Raw genomic sequence first — 14,555 nt, 5'->3', positions numbered from 1 at the left:
TCTGGATGTGGGTACTAAGAACCAGTCGGACAGAAGGCTGAAAATCGTCCCCGGCGAAATAAAATCAAATATTTAAATATTTAGAGGGGATTAGTCGATTTAGGATGAAAGAATCAGGATAGGTATAATGAATCAGGTTTCTCCAGAGGATAAAACTCCTGAATATGAAAGCGTATAAGAAAACCGGCACCCAGAAGAGGATTAGTACAAATGGGGGAGACTTAGGTTTTGCAATTTCCCAAGGGATATTAACTCCGGACCCAAACGGCCTCTCTTTGGGCGGAAAAAAGCTGACACATAAAGTTGAAAATTATGTGTCAGCCCGATTCAGTTTATACTAAAATTTGAAGATATGAATGGTCTTTTGCAACTGAAACACCGCGTTTGTCATTTTCTCGGTTTCTTCTGCAACAGACTGCAGAGCGTGAATCTGCTCATTCATGGCAGCGGACACTTCTTCGGTTCCGGCCGCGGTTTGTTCAGTAATCGCCGAGATATTCTCAATCGCTCCCGATATCTTCAGCGCACTTTCCAGCATCAGGTCACTCTCCGCAGAGAATGAGGCAATTTGCTCGGTTATGTACTGGACACTCTGGACAATTTGTGCGAATATATTTGCGGTCTGCAGGATCATTTCATTCTGTACCTGCACAACCTCTTCATTAATAGCAATATTATCAATTGCCTGCTGGATGTCAGCTTCAATGCTGCGCACGAGACTGAAGACTTCTTTGGTCGAAGCTGTGGATTCTTCGGCAAGTTTGCGGACCTCATGGGCAACGACGGCAAACCCGCGTCCATGCTCTCCGGCCCGGGCCGCTTCGATGGAAGCATTCAGCGAGAGCAGGTTGGTCTGTTCGGCTATTTCAGTGATCGTCCTGGTAATCATCGTAATGCCCCGGGCATTCTGCGAAAGGGCTTCAATCGTATCCGCAACCTTTTGCGTTGCTTCAATATTCTTGCGCATTCCTTCCGATTGGGTGTCTACGGATTGGCGGCCTTTTTCAACTAATTCAAGGGTATGTACGGATCTTCTGTTCATTTCTTTGGTCGAGCTGGTATAGTTCGAGACTTTGACTTCAATGTCTTTGATAGATTCGGTCATATTGGAGATATCGAGCGAGATCTCGTTGGCGCCAAGGGCCAGCTCGTTGGATGAGGAGGCCACCTGCGACATGACGAATTTCAGATTCTGGTTCTTGTCCTCGATCCCGCGGCTGGCATCCATAACCTGACGGGTAATCTGGGAAGCTTCGGTCAGGATCTTCTTGAGCTTGTCAATCATGGTGTTAAAGGAGCGGCTGACTTCTCCCATGGAACCGTTCTCATCGGCACGGTTTGTAAAGTCTCCCTTGGCAATCGTGTGTGTTACATTCGAAATGTCATCAAATGAAGATGTAAGCGTTCTCTCAACAAACCGTGAGAGCGGGTAAGTCAGGGATGCAAGGAGTACTACCAGGATAATGCCAACAATGATGTTGCCCATTACAACAAACGTAACTAATACCGGGATGGAGAATAATGCTGCGACCAGGTAACAACCGGCAACAATTCTTTGCTTAAGCGGAAGCTTGTTCATCCAGCTCATAGGAAATTTGTCCCCCTTATATGGTTAAGTATTGTAATATTATAGGGGATTAAGGGTCTATTGGTCTATTGTGAGAACTGACATAAAATTAATTTCTGATATCATGCTCATCATATAAGCCAAAAGTTTCATGGATGGCAGCCACAACACTATCTATGAGTTCCTGCGGGGCTGTGACACTTACCTGTGGACCAAACGATAATACGATCCGGCAGGCTGACTCCAGGGTGTTGAATTCTGCTTCTGCCACAACCCAACCAGGCCTAGAGGCTGCTTCTGTGGCAATCACTGTGACATAACGCTCCCTGGTGAATGCCTGCAAATATTCCTCTTTGACGAGCACTCTCGCCGGATAACGGGGCAGCGCAGATTTGAAGGCCTGGGTCGATTCCTCCCAATAACGCATCAGATCAAAATCCTCCGGCCGCGTAAAAGTCTCCCTGCTGGCTTCGGCACGCACCATTCTGGATACCCTATAGGTTCTCAGCCCTTCCGTGCTGCGCGCCACGATATACCAGACTCCGCGCTTGGCAACCAGCCCCAAAGGTTCGATCAGCCGTTCTACAGTTTCCCCGTTCCGCAGATAAGAGATGCTGACCTTGCGGTCTTCCCAAAGCGCCTCTTGCAGGAGGGAGAGAAAAGGATAGGATTCATCGGAAGGTTGCCAACTCGCCCCGTCGACATGGATGCGTTGGCTAAGATAGCTCATCACTGACCCGGGCTGTGTTGAGGAGACGGCCTCCAGTTTGCGTACAGCCGCTGTATAGTCCTTCTGGATTCCCAGGTCACTTAATATCGAATAGTCTGCTGAGAGCAGCAGGGAGGCGATCTCCTGCGGCTTCATGCCTGTCAGGGAGGTGCGGTAGCCCTCGGTCAGCATCCAGCCGCCTTCGCGGCCGCGTTCAGCCAGTACCGGAATCCCGGATGCGCTGAGCGCCTCCATATCCCGAAACACTGTCCGTTCCGATACCTCAAGCAGTTGTGCCAGTTCACGCGAGGACATTTTTCCGCGATTTTGCAGCAGCAGCAGTATGGATAATAAACGATCTGCTCTCATAAGAATTAACCCCCTTGTAAAATCTAATAAAATTAATTCTATCGTATCCTTTTAATATGTCAATTGATGTCATATATAAAGCTTATGCTTAATTAAGTAAGAGGAGAGAGGCTTATAACAACGTAAAGTTACAGAGCGAACAGGAGGCAAAAGGATGACAGAATTAAAAGGGAAAATTGCTTTGGTTACCGGAGGAAGCAGAGGGGCTGGCAGAGGGATTGCATTGGAGTTGGCCAAGGCTGGCGCCTATGTGTATGTTACCGGAAGACATGATAATCTGAACGATGTTGTGAAGGAAATGGAACAAAGCGGGGGGGCAGGCGCCGCGCTTCGTTGTGACCACACCGAGGACCGGGAGACTGAAGAAACTGTCCGGAGAATCTTGCAAGAGCAAGGCAGACTGGATATTTTAGTGAATAATGTATGGGGCGGCAATGATCTGAAAATTGAGAACAAACCCTTCTGGGAGCTTGAGACCGATCACTGGAAGAATATGTTCGATGCAGGAGTGCGGGCTCAGCTCATGACGAATCATTTTGCGATTCCGCTAATGCGCAAGTCACCGCAAGGAGGGCTTATTGTCCATACCACCTTTTGGGATGACGATAAATATATCGGCCACTTCTATTATGATTTGGCTAAAAATGCATTGGTGCGCATGGCCTACGGTCTTTCGATCGAGTTGGCCGGGGATGGCATAGCGGTAATCCCGCTGTCACCGGGCTGGATGAGAACGGAACTGGTGCTTGAAAGTATGAATACCGATGAAGATCATTGGCAGGAGGTTGAGGACCTTCGCAATTCTGAATCCACAGCGTATATCGGCCGGGCCGTGAGGGCAATGGCTGCCGATCCGGAGATCATGTCCAGGACAGGAGTGCCGCAGCAAGTGGGGAGGCTCGCCGAAACGTACGGATTTACAGATATCGACGGGCGCAGGGTACCTGTCTTCAAGGTTCCCGAGTAACGTTTTATGCAAAAGAAAGGCCATCCACCGTTAATTGCGGGGATGGCCTTGTTTGATGTTACTACAGCAGGACTATTTCTTCTGCGGTGTTGATTTCCGGCAAGCCGGCCAGCTTCACAAGGACAGCCTGCGGAACCTCTTTGTCTACGGTCAGCAGCATGATGGCTGCTCCGCCGACAATTTTACGGCCCACCTGCATGGAGGCGATATTAACATCATTCTCTCCAAGCAACGTACCCACTTTACCGATAATTCCCGGCTTGTCATTATGCGCGATGACGATTTGGTGGCCTTCCGGAGCGATATCAACAGGGAACTTGTTCACCTGAACAATCCGTTCTCCGTAGCCCTGAAGGAGCGTGCCGGCCACCAGACGTTCTTCGTCATGCTCGGCTTTCAGTGTAACGGTAATCAGATTGGTGAAGCCTTTGGTTTTGGACGCTTTGGTCACAATTACGTTGACATCGCGTGTTTTGGCCAAGTGCATCGAATTGACAATGTTCACATCGTCGGCAAAATGGCGGGAGAGCACACCTTTGACAATATAACGGGTCAGCGGCTGCGTATCTACATCCGACAGATCGCCGGCGTATTCCACCTGAATCTCACGGATAGCACCGTCTGTAAGCTGAGTTGCAAAGCTGCCGAGCTTTTCTCCCAGTTTAAAGTAAGGCTGCAGCTTGCTCATCACACTTGGAGCCACCGGCGGAATGTTGACGGCATTGATGAACGGTTCATTGCGCAGGATATGGAGCACCTGTTCCGATACATCGATCGCTACATTCTCCTGGGCTTCAACAGTCGAAGCGCCCAAATGCGGGGTGACGATAATCTTCGGATGCGAGAGGAAAGGGTGATCCGCTTGCGGCGGTTCTTTCTCGAATACATCAAATGCGGCTCCGGCAACAATGCCGCTGTCCACGGCTTCAACCAGCGCCAACTCGTCAATAACACCGCCGCGTGCACAGTTGACAATGCGCATGCCTTTTTTCATTACCTCAAATTGAGGGCGTGAGATCATATGGCGTGTTTCGGGAGTCAATGGAGTGTGTACAGTAATAAAGTCTGCGCCGCGGATGATATCATCCACAGAGGCCAGCGTTACTTCCAGCTTCTCTGCCCGGTCGGCAGTCAGGAACGGGTCATAAGCCAGAATGTCCATGCCGAAGGCTTTGGCGCGTTTGGCCACTTCGCTGCCGATCCGTCCCATACCCAGTACGCCGAGTGTCTTGCCACGCAGTTCAACGCCCAGGAAAGTCTTTCTATCCCAAGTGCCGCCGATAGTTTTTGCATAAGCCTGCGGGATGTGACGGGCCAGAGCCATCATCATGGCAAAAGCATGCTCGCAGGTGGTAATGGTATTGCCGTCAGGGGCGTTGATTACAACAACGCCATGCTGGGTAGCTGCATCCAGCTTAATGTTATCAACACCAACACCCGCGCGTCCGATAACTTTAAGATTTTTGCCGGCTTCAATAATCTTTTCGGTTACCGTGGTTTGGCTGCGCACCAGCAAGCCGTCATACTCGCCGATAATCGCAATAAGTTCGTCTTCACTGAGGCCTGTCTTCTTGTCTACAGTTACATCGCTTGCGTCCATCAATTTCTGAATGCCCAAATCACTGATCGGATCCGATACTAATACTTTAAACATGGTTTCTTGTCCTCCTTAAAGTTGGAAAGCTATATGTCGAGGATGCCCTGAAAAGGCTATCCACAGTACCAGAAAATAGACGAACTGCAGCGTACAAACTTAATTAATAGCGAAGCAACGCGGTGTCGTGCAAAAGAAATAGCGTGCAGAAGAACCGCAAATCGCGTGGGTACAGGCCCGTAACGGCAGATTTTGCAAAAACAGGCAACTAAAAAACTCCCGACCCCATACTACTGCCGTAGTAAGGGACGAGAGTTGTCGTGGTACCACCCTAATTCACTGCAACTTGGAGGAAGCAGCCTCATTGGCCCGCAAAGGCCACACTGGTAACGGAGTTGATCCGATTGTACCTACTGATAGTTTCGATACAATATCTCAGGAGCGCTAAAGAATGCTGTTCGCCATCGGTTTTCACCAACCACCGACTCTCTGAAGACTAGCAGATTCCTTGTTCCATCATCGCTTTTGCTTAATTAATTTTTCATAATGTAACATGCTCCCGGCAGATGTGTCAATAGGCTTTTGTGTTACAGCTTCTTGAAGTGGCTCTGGTTTTTGGTTATGATGCTATAGCTGGCCTTATTCCAGAAAAAACGGCAGCTGCGGCATTGTCTCCTTGCCATAATATTGATCCCGCCATTTAATGAAATCCTGTTCCTGCACTGCGCCAGTGGAAATTAGCAGCGTGACGGCAGATTGGACATCCGTAAGTTTTAGAGAGCTGGCCGTGCCCGAATAAATCAGATCGTCTATTTTTGCTGTAACATCCTGGGGATCATAACCGGCGTAGATCTCCCGGTTCAGCATCATGTCCGCGATAGATACGTTCTTGAGCAGAAGCGGCATCTTTTTCCACTGAATAAATGATAGAGTCCGCAGCTCGCCGGATTGGGCCGGGATTTTATTGTTGGTATTGGCCCCCCATTTCAGCATGGAGTCATAGAAGTTTTTTTGCGCGAGCAGGCCGAATCTTGCGGCACTGGCCGTGAATTCATCGCTTTTCAGCGTCTTGGCAGTCTCGGCTCCTGAAACGCCTGCAGAAACTTTGCTGGAAGCCTGCGAGAACAATGTCAGACTTTTGAGTATATTTAATTGGGACTGGTGCAGCAGCGGAGAGCTGGTGAAGATGGAATCCTGATTGACCTTCTTGTACTGCTTATCCGCCAGAATGCTGAGATTCTTCAGGGTGGCCGCGTTCTCGCGGGCGTCTGTGCTGCGGACCAACTGCTCCACTTCGGTGTTCCAGTTCCGCTTAAATTCCCGGTAAGGCAAAAATACGTTATGATAGAATGTAACAAGATCTTGCTGTCGATAAGAACCCGAAAATTCCTCAGGACTTACCTTGGTGTTCAAATGCTCGTATTTGGCTTCGGTTTTATCTGCGCCAACCTTCACCCCTGTAAAAAACGCGGCGAAAGCGCATATCAGGAAAAATAAAAAACCAAGTGTGTACAACATTTGATTGCGAGAGGTAGGACTGTTCATAATTAGTGCTCCTTTTTCTAGGGGAATGATCGTTATGTATTTTGCGGGTAAAACAATATAGAACAGGCAGGTTAAGAATGAAAAAATTTAAATTTGGCGAGATCAAATTAAAAAAAGTGGATCCGCAGCAGCTCACAGACCGGGTTCTCCTGCTAAATCTCTATATTACACAGGGGCTTACCTTAATTATCGGTTTGATCTGGATATTATTTCAGAAAAGAAACCCTATTCATGTATTAAATTTTCCTGAAAACGTACAATTTGTGGCATGGGGCCTTGGATTGGCTGGAGTTATGCTGATTGTTGATTTTTTCTTGACCTATATTGTCCCTGAAGACAGCATGGATGACGGTGGTATTAACGAGATGTTATTCCGGAATCGTCCGGTTTGGCATATTGTATTGATCGCGGCCGTTGTGTCGGTATGCGAGGAGCTTCTGTTCAGGGGGGCGATTCAGCATGCTTTCGGTCCTTATTGGACCAGTATTTTGTTTGCAGTCATTCATATCCGTTATTTGCGGCATTGGGTACCTACAGGCTGGGTGTTCTTAAGCAGCTATGGCCTAGGATATATTTACATTCAATCGGGTACATTATGGGCCCCTATATTATGTCATTTCTTCATCGACCTGTTCTCAGGACTGGTGATTCGTTACAGGAGGAAGTCATGAGCCAGGAACTCAGCCGGGTGAAGTCCCGCCAAAAACGACAAAAAGAATCCCCTGCCCAAGGGAAGAGGAGAGCGGCTTCTGTTGAGCCCGCCGTACAGCCAGCAGGCCGGGTGCGGGTAGCATCGGGGACTTTGTCCAGAAAAGCACGTTATTCCACTGCTTCCGTAAATCCAGCGGAGGAGAGCCAAACCGGGGATGGGGAGCATTCAACACCTTCTCGTTCGCAGACGTATAGCTCTGAGCGTGTACGCCTAAGCAAAATGTTTGTGAATTCGCTGATCTTTATTTTTGTGCTGCTGCTGGCCTCACTCCTCGTATGGGGAATTAAAGGAGCGCCGCCCCTGAAGACGTTATGGTAATTCCGTGGCTGCTCGGAATAGGCGCTGTCGGACTGTTGTCAGCCGGAGCTTTCGGTACAGCTATGGTTGTGAATGCTTTCCGGAATAATATTATTGCTCAGGAAATAACGCTGCCCTCCTTACCCGCTGCATTTGAAGGGTACCGTATTCTCTTCATTAGTGATATTCACCGTAGGCGCTTGCCCAAAGCGCTGCTGGCTCCCTTAAAGGGAAAGGTGGATGCTGTATTTCTAGGCGGGGATCTTACTGAGAAACAGTGTCCCCTGGAACGCTTGATCGAGAATATGGAGTTGGCCGTCTCTATTGCCCCTACATATGCAGTGCACGGCAATCATGATTATCGCGCCGACATCGCCAAGGTTGACCGGATCATCCGCAGCAGCGGGGCAAAGCTGTTGATGGATGAGAATGTTCCGCTCCGTCGAGGCGGCGAGACCGTGTGGCTGACGGGGGTGGACTTCCCCAAAAAGGGCGGCAAAACAGCGTATGCTCCGCTGCCGCCACTGGAGGGTCCGGCAGCGTCCCGTGGCTGCCGGATCATTCTGGTTCATGATCCGCTGTGGCTGTCGCAACGGCTCGCCGTACCTGCGGATCTTATCCTGTCCGGCCATACTCATGGAGGCCAGGTGGTCCTGCCTATTGTCGGCACCAAAAAAGTGGAGAAATTCTATCATGAATATAACGCAGGGATGTTTGAGTGGCCCAGAGGAGATGGTTCCAGGGAGAACGCAAAGCTAATGATCAGCCGCGGATTCGGCACGGCCCACCTGCCCCTGCGTTGGGGCAGTCCGGCGGAGATGCATGTGCTGACGCTGCGCACAGGTGAAACGTCCGCTATGGAGTGACCATGGCTACTCGGGACTGCTCAAACAACGAAGTGTTATGTCCGCAGACTCGGATACAGAACGACTCGAATAGAAGGCAAAAATGCCTTAGAATGTGCCGAGCTTGGCCTGATTGCATCAACGAAAGGCAAAAATGCCTTAGGATGTGCCGACCTTGGCCTGATTGGCACGAACGAGAGGCAAAAATGCCTTAGAATGCGCCGACCTTGGCCAGATTGGCACGAACGAAAGGCAAAAATGCCTTAGAATGCGCCGACCTTGGCCTGATTGGTACGAACGAAAGGCAAAAATGCCTTAACAAAAGTGTTGTCCGAAAATGAAAAGCAGCGATTCTCCGGGTGGCGGAAGAATCGCTGCTTGTTTGATTGGTTACTGTTAGAGCCCTTAATTCGTTTAACGCATCTTCAGCTCAATACTGCGCGGATCGACAAAACTGTAGCCTTTGCCCTCCAGCGTAGTCAACAGCTTATCGAGCGCCTCAGCGGTCCATGGAAGCTCGTGCATCAGAATATTGCTTCCGGCATGCAGCTGGCTGGTTATATTCTCAATCAGCTTATCCGTTTTATTGGTGTCCTTCTCCTTCATTTCCCAATCGAGTGAGCCGACGGACCAGGTCATGTACAGCAGGCCGTTCTCGGCGGCTACCTTTTTGCTAACATCACCGCCAGCTCCATGCGGCGGACGGAAAAACTGCGGGGCTTCGCCGGTTATTTCCTTGACAGTGGCCTGCACATCTTCGATCTGCTTCTTGACCTCGGCATATGGTTTGTCTTTCAGGACAATATGATCCCAGCTATGGTTGCCAAGTATGCCCCCGCGCTCATGGATGAGCTTCATCAGCTCGGGATGTTCCTTTACCCGGTAGCCGTTCACAAAGAAAATAGCCTTGGCCTTGTGCTTGTCCAGCGTATCCATCATCGAATTGATCAAAGCCGCTTCCTTGGGGCCGTCATCGAATGTAAGCAGAACCACTTTCTTCTCAGTGCCTTCGTCATTCGGAATGATGTCATAATTCTTGTTCATGTGATACAGGAGAGGCACCTCAGCAGAGGCCGTTGTCCCTTCTCCGGGAACAGTAACGCTGGCGGGTTCAGTGTCGGCAGCAGGCGAAGGCGTGGCAGCAGGTGCCGTTTCCGTGCCCGCTGTGTCTGCTGAAGGCAAGGGGCTGGCCTGGCCTGCCGGAGGGGTTGTTGCGATAGTCGCCGCTGTATCTGGCGCAGTGGTCGTTGCCGCCGTGGGCTGGTTGTCTGTTTCTTTGGCTGCGTTGCTGCTGTTCCCGTCCGTATTGCTGCAAGAAACCAGCAGAAAGGCAGCTAGCAGCAGCGCTGCTGTCTGTTTACCCACTTATTTCATCTCACTTTCCTGTTATTAGGCTGTATGAGCCGGAATCTTTCCGCGAACACTAATCATGATTTTACCATACAAGGAGGTTAGAGATATGAATACTTCGTCATTTCTATGCGGAGTTCTGACAGGGGCAGTAGTCAGTATGATGATGTCCAAAAAACGGAATAACCTGATGTCTACGTTAGGCGGTTCCGGGATGTCCGTGGGCGGAGCCGCAGACCGGGCCAAAGACAAGATAGTGGGCATGGCCTTGACAGGCTTTGGAAACACCTCGGCCTCTGCAGACCGTTCCCATGACAATTCGAAGGGACGCAGTGGCGGAACAGCGGAACATAAGCCGGAATCGCTCAAATCCAAAGAAGACAATATGAGAATGCTGAAGGATTTTATCCGCAGCAACCCTGATGTAAAACATGATGTGGAACAGATTCTAAAAGAAACACATACAGCCATACCCGGTTTGTAAACGCAAGTAGGTCCCGCAGAATCATTTTGGGGATGTTATTGTCCACAAAATGATTCTTTTTTATATATTTATTTACGTGCAATTACAGCGCCAAAATGATAACATACATACATAGTAACCATTTTTGGCTCATTACTCGGGACTCATCATACATTATAATAAATTGAGCTTGCAAAGGAGGATCCTGTCATGAGAATAGAGAGATTAGGTCAAGATAAGATACGGATTTTCCTCACTTTTGACGACCTGAGCGAGCGGGGAATCCAGAAGGAAGACATGTGGCAGGAGGTTCCTAAGGTTCATGATCTGTTCACGGAAATGATGGATCAGGCGTATAGTGAGCTTGGGTTTGATGCCACAGGTCCGCTTGCCGTTGAAGTGTTCGCCCTGCCCGCACAAGGCATGGTCGTTATTGTGACCCGGGGGAAATATGATCACCATCAATACGGTGCTGCCGGGGAAGATGAATTGCCTGAAGAGATCTTCGAAATGGAAGTCACCCTTGAACAAAGCGACTCCATAGTGTATGCATTCCGCGATTTTGAGGTTCTGGTTGAAGCGGCTCATGTGCTCATCGGCAATATTACTTCCGAGGGAAAACTGTATTCTTATAATGATAAATGGTATCTCTACTTCGATCCGAAGGAATTTGAAGAAGCTACATTGTCAGGGCTGGTTGCAGTATTGTCGGAGTTCGGAGATTCCTCTCCGGTCACCGAAGCAGTGCTGGACGAATATGGCAAGACAGTAATGGCTGAGAACGCCATTGAGCAACTGTGCGCCCATTTTAAACGTCAGGAATAACCCTGCTGGGAAGGCTGGAAAGTATTACTGCTGGCCAGCCTTTTCCATAGCCTGCTCGCTGTGACAGTCATTCCTTGTTTTTTTGGTAGAATATTAGGTTCACAGGATGCGGGGAGGTTAATCGGTGCTTATCTTATCGATCATTTCGTCAGCAGTAGCACCGGGACTTGCTTTGCTGACTTTTTTCTATCTGAAAGACAAGTATGACCAGGAGCCGCTTCATATGGTTATCAAGGTTTTTCTGCTTGGCTTTCTGATTGTTTTTCCTGTAATGATCATTCAAAGAGGTCTGATGCTTGGCCTTGACGGTGGACCTTATGTCCATTCGTTTCTTATTTCTGCCGGTGTGGAAGAATGTATGAAGTGGTTTGTATTGTACCATATGATTTATAATCATACCGAATTTGACGAGCCCTATGATGGGATACTATATGCCGTAGCGATATCTCTAGGCTTCGCAACCATTGAGAATGTAATGTATGCCTGGTATAGCCAAGCCTCCATTGCATCCATGTTTATCAGAGCGCTGCTGCCTGTTTCCGGACATGCCATGTTTGCCGTGATTATGGGCTACCATATGGGCCGGGCCAAATTCTCCAATGGAGTGCGTACGCGCCGGATTCTGTTTATTTCGTTGCTGCTGCCGTGGCTGTGGCACGGAATATATGACTTCGTTCTTACGACAACCTCCAACTATTGGATTTGGTTTATTGTACCCTTAATGGCCATATTATGGTATGGAGGCATGGGGAAGGTGGCAAGGGCGAACAATCGCTCGCCGTTCCGTTTTTTGAAGCGTGAAGAAGAGATTAACCTGTAGCTGAGATGGACACACTTAGTTCTGAAGGGCCGTTCTGTAAGTAAAGAATACCCGAGAGGAGCGAGGTGTGTTTTTTTGCGTGTAAAAGTACGAATTGTATGCAAGCAGTGTGGTGAGACCTACATATTAAGAGGCAGTAAGGAGCAGGGAGTCATTCAGACTGGTTTTAAGCAGTGTCTGTGCAGCAATGTCAGCGGTTTTGAAATTGAAGAACGGGTTTGATTTCCGGCGGGTGCATAAGACTTCTCAGTTATTGTCAAACTAACGGCAATAAGCTATCGAAAGGAGCGCTGCACCCAATGTACAAAAGATTAAGTGCTGTCATGTTCCCACTTACTGCACTGCTGCTGATAGGAGCACTTGTGTGGGGTTATCAGGAGAACCAGGAGAAAAACTCGATTCTAATCAAGGCGGAGAACCAATATCAACGGGCCTTCCATGATTTGTCCTATCACGTGGAACGTCTTCATGGCGAGCTCGGGAATACGCTGGCTGTTCATTCAGGATCAAATGGCATGCACCGCAAGGGTCTGGTAAATGTATGGAGACTGACGAGTGAAGCTCAGAATGAGATTAACCAACTGCCGCTGACGTTGCTGCCTTTCAGTGACACGGAAGAGTTCCTGTCCAAAATTGCTAACTTCTCCTATAAGGCTGCCGTCCGAGACTTTGCCAAAAAGCCGCTTACCGATGGCGAGTTGGGGAATTTGAAGGCCTTATATAAAGACTCCGGTGAAATCGCCAAAGATCTGCAGGAGGTCCAGCAAAAAGTAATCAGCAAACGGCTGCGCTGGATGGATGTAGAAACGGCGCTGGCCACAGAGAATAAGGTGGAGGACAATACCATCATTGATGGTTTCAAGACCGTTGACAAACGTGTTGCGTCTTACCCGGAGCTGGACTGGGGCCCATCCGTAGCCAGTATCTATGACAAAAGATCAGTCAAAAAGCTGGGCGGAACGCCTGTTACACCTGCAGATATCAAACGCAAGGCTGCCAAATTTGCCGATGCGGGGACAAACGCAGATGTGCAGGTTAAGGAGAACGGAAAGGGAACGGACTGGGCTTCCTACACCGCTACCGTCACTTTACCCGGGCGCAATCAGCCGATCTCTATGGATTTCACCGTGAATGGCGGCTTGCTGATCTCTTATAATGACAATCGTGAGATCGGCCCGGCCAAGGTGACAATGCAGCAAGCGGTGGCCAAGGCAGAAGAGTTCCTGAGTCAGAAGGGCTACCCAAATATGACCGCCGTCAGTGCCGATCAGTACGCTAATATGGGCAACCTGACCTTCGTAACCAAGCAGGATGGGGTGCTGGTGTACCCCGAGAAAATGACGCTGCGCATCGGCCTCGATACCGGAGAGGTTACCGGATTTCAGGCCAGCGACTATGTCCATGAGCATCGCGACAACCGGAAGATTCCAAAGCCCAAGCTCTCTCTGGCCAAGGCGAGAGAAATGCTGAATCCGGAATTCAAGGAAATCTACAACCGCCTGGCCTGGATTGAGAATGAGGATGCCGTGGAAGTGCTGACTTATGAGTTCGGCGGCAAAATAAACGGCTCCCAATACCGTATATATTTGAATGCGGAAGATGGGCACGAGGAAGCGGTTGAGGAAATCAGAACCGCTTCCGGAGCCCAGAATCTATAGAAGGTCTATAGAAGGACTCAGTGAAGTCACGGTTCCTGAACAGAGGGGTGATCCGTTATACGGCTCACCTCTTTTATTTTTCGACAATAATATATATATTTCTTGCCAGGGTGATCAACGGCCATGCTATAATCAGGTGTAGAATTTATTATTACTCCTAAGTGGCGGTGACAGGTTTGTATCCCAAAATCAATGATTATCTTTACATACAGATTGCTTCCAGTGACAAGGCTGAAGCTGAAGCCGTCTTTAAATCCCGCATTGCCGAATTGGAGGCTGACGCATTTCTGATCGAAGTTCCTATCCAGGAAGGGAATGGCCGGCTGAAAAAAGTCTTAATAGGCGATGAGCTTTCCGTGTATTTCATGAGCGAGGGCGGTGTGAAAAATTATTTCACCACCCATGTTCTTGGGTTCAAGGAAGAGGTTATCCGGATGGTCCGGGTGCGCAGGCCGGAGGCGGATGCGATCTACAAGATTCAACGCAGAAGTTTTTTTCGCGTCGGTGCGGAGCTTGAGATGGCGGTCAAAGACAGTAAAGGCAGCAGGTTCCTGGTACGGACCGAAGATATCGGCGGAGGTGGAGCGTCGTTCCTCTCCGATGATAAGGTGAAGCTTGAAGTAGGAACACCGTTGTCCTGCTGGCTGCTCGTCCCCTTCCGTAACGGCAATACTGAACATGTCTATTTCGAAGGTGAAGTTGTGCGGATCAAGACCCTTGATAACGGGCGCAATTTGGCCATGCTGAAGTTTGCCGTTATTTCGGATACGGAACGCCAAAAAATAATCCGTTTCTGCTTTGAGCGCCAGTTTGATTTCCGCAACCGGTAAAGCG

14 protein-coding genes and 1 other annotated feature are annotated in these 14,555 nt (G+C 49.2%); of the genes, 9 read left to right on the top strand and 5 right to left on the bottom strand.

Annotated features, from left to right (window positions below; translation table 11 throughout):
• Window positions 1-337: 337 nt before the first annotated feature.
• Both IEY53_RS10185 and IEY53_RS10180 read right to left on the bottom strand, forming a co-directional pair.
• Entirely contained in the window at window positions 338-1,588 is a 1,251-nt protein-coding gene (locus IEY53_RS10185; protein WP_189024539.1) for a methyl-accepting chemotaxis protein, read from the bottom strand.
• An 88-nt stretch (window positions 1,589-1,676) separates the two neighbouring features.
• The gene (locus IEY53_RS10180; protein ID WP_189024538.1) at window positions 1,677-2,645 is read right to left on the bottom strand and encodes a helix-turn-helix transcriptional regulator; all 969 of its coding nucleotides are present in this window, start codon (window positions 2,643-2,645) and stop codon (window positions 1,677-1,679) included.
• A 154-nt stretch (window positions 2,646-2,799) separates the two neighbouring features.
• On the opposite strand from IEY53_RS10180, the gene IEY53_RS10175 reads away from it, so the two are divergent.
• Entirely contained in the window at window positions 2,800-3,612 is an 813-nt protein-coding gene (locus tag IEY53_RS10175; RefSeq protein ID WP_189024537.1) for an SDR family NAD(P)-dependent oxidoreductase, read from the top strand.
• Between the two features lie 61 nt (window positions 3,613-3,673).
• On the opposite strand, the gene serA is transcribed toward IEY53_RS10175, so the two are convergent.
• Window positions 3,674-5,266: a phosphoglycerate dehydrogenase gene (gene serA / locus IEY53_RS10170; RefSeq protein WP_189024536.1), complete on the bottom strand. Its 1,593-nt coding sequence runs from the start codon at window positions 5,264-5,266 to the stop codon at window positions 3,674-3,676.
• Window positions 5,267-5,507: 241 nt separating this feature from the next.
• Window positions 5,508-5,735, bottom strand: a binding site (T-box leader).
• 110 nt (window positions 5,736-5,845) lie between these two features.
• Window positions 5,846-6,751, bottom strand: a complete 906-nt coding sequence (locus IEY53_RS10165; protein ID WP_189024535.1) for a hypothetical protein — start codon at window positions 6,749-6,751, stop codon at window positions 5,846-5,848.
• 77 nt (window positions 6,752-6,828) lie between these two features.
• Between IEY53_RS10165 and IEY53_RS10160 the strand changes: the two genes are divergently transcribed.
• The 3 genes from IEY53_RS10160 to IEY53_RS10150 are packed head-to-tail and all read left to right on the top strand — an operon-like array spanning window position 6,829 to window position 8,626.
• Window positions 6,829-7,422, top strand: a complete 594-nt coding sequence (locus IEY53_RS10160) for a type II CAAX endopeptidase family protein (RefSeq protein WP_189024534.1) — start codon at window positions 6,829-6,831, stop codon at window positions 7,420-7,422.
• Window positions 7,419-7,781, top strand: a complete 363-nt coding sequence (locus tag IEY53_RS10155) for a hypothetical protein (RefSeq protein WP_189024533.1) — start codon at window positions 7,419-7,421, stop codon at window positions 7,779-7,781. The genes IEY53_RS10160 and IEY53_RS10155 overlap by 4 nt, the downstream gene beginning before the upstream one ends.
• On the top strand, window positions 7,775-8,626 hold the full coding sequence (locus tag IEY53_RS10150; RefSeq protein WP_189024531.1) for a metallophosphoesterase: 852 nt from the start codon (window positions 7,775-7,777) through the stop codon (window positions 8,624-8,626). Before IEY53_RS10155 ends, IEY53_RS10150 begins: the two co-directional genes overlap by 7 nt.
• A gap of 393 nt (window positions 8,627-9,019) precedes the next feature.
• Here the strand turns inward: IEY53_RS10150 and IEY53_RS10145 are convergent, their stop codons facing one another.
• Complete coding sequence (locus IEY53_RS10145; protein WP_189024529.1) at window positions 9,020-9,970, bottom strand: polysaccharide deacetylase family protein; 951 nt, start codon at window positions 9,968-9,970, stop codon at window positions 9,020-9,022.
• Window positions 9,971-10,064: 94 nt separating this feature from the next.
• Between IEY53_RS10145 and IEY53_RS10140 the strand changes: the two genes are divergently transcribed.
• The 5 genes from IEY53_RS10140 to IEY53_RS10120 all read left to right on the top strand — a co-directional run bounded on the left by IEY53_RS10140 (window position 10,065) and on the right by IEY53_RS10120 (window position 14,551).
• Window positions 10,065-10,439 (top strand): hypothetical protein, encoded by a 375-nt coding sequence (locus IEY53_RS10140; RefSeq protein WP_189024527.1) that lies wholly within the window; start codon window positions 10,065-10,067, stop codon window positions 10,437-10,439.
• Between the two features lie 189 nt (window positions 10,440-10,628).
• The gene (locus IEY53_RS10135; RefSeq protein ID WP_189024525.1) at window positions 10,629-11,243 is read left to right on the top strand and encodes a genetic competence negative regulator; all 615 of its coding nucleotides are present in this window, start codon (window positions 10,629-10,631) and stop codon (window positions 11,241-11,243) included.
• A gap of 124 nt (window positions 11,244-11,367) precedes the next feature.
• Window positions 11,368-12,063 carry a glutamic-type intramembrane protease PrsW gene (gene prsW, locus IEY53_RS10130; protein ID WP_189024523.1) on the top strand — a complete coding sequence of 232 codons (696 nt, stop codon included), beginning with the start codon at window positions 11,368-11,370 and terminating at the stop codon, window positions 12,061-12,063.
• Window positions 12,064-12,362: 299 nt separating this feature from the next.
• Entirely contained in the window at window positions 12,363-13,721 is a 1,359-nt protein-coding gene (gene ypeB / locus IEY53_RS10125; RefSeq protein ID WP_189024521.1) for a germination protein YpeB, read from the top strand.
• A gap of 176 nt (window positions 13,722-13,897) precedes the next feature.
• Entirely contained in the window at window positions 13,898-14,551 is a 654-nt protein-coding gene (locus IEY53_RS10120; RefSeq protein WP_189024519.1) for a flagellar brake protein, read from the top strand.
• Window positions 14,552-14,555: the final 4 nt, after the last annotated feature.

Origin of the sequence: Paenibacillus albidus (assembly GCF_014644435.1) — a bacterium.
In the GTDB taxonomy this organism is placed as follows: domain Bacteria; phylum Bacillota; class Bacilli; order Paenibacillales; family Paenibacillaceae; genus Paenibacillus_AQ; species Paenibacillus_AQ albidus.
This window is presented reverse-complemented; position numbering and strand designations above follow the sequence as displayed.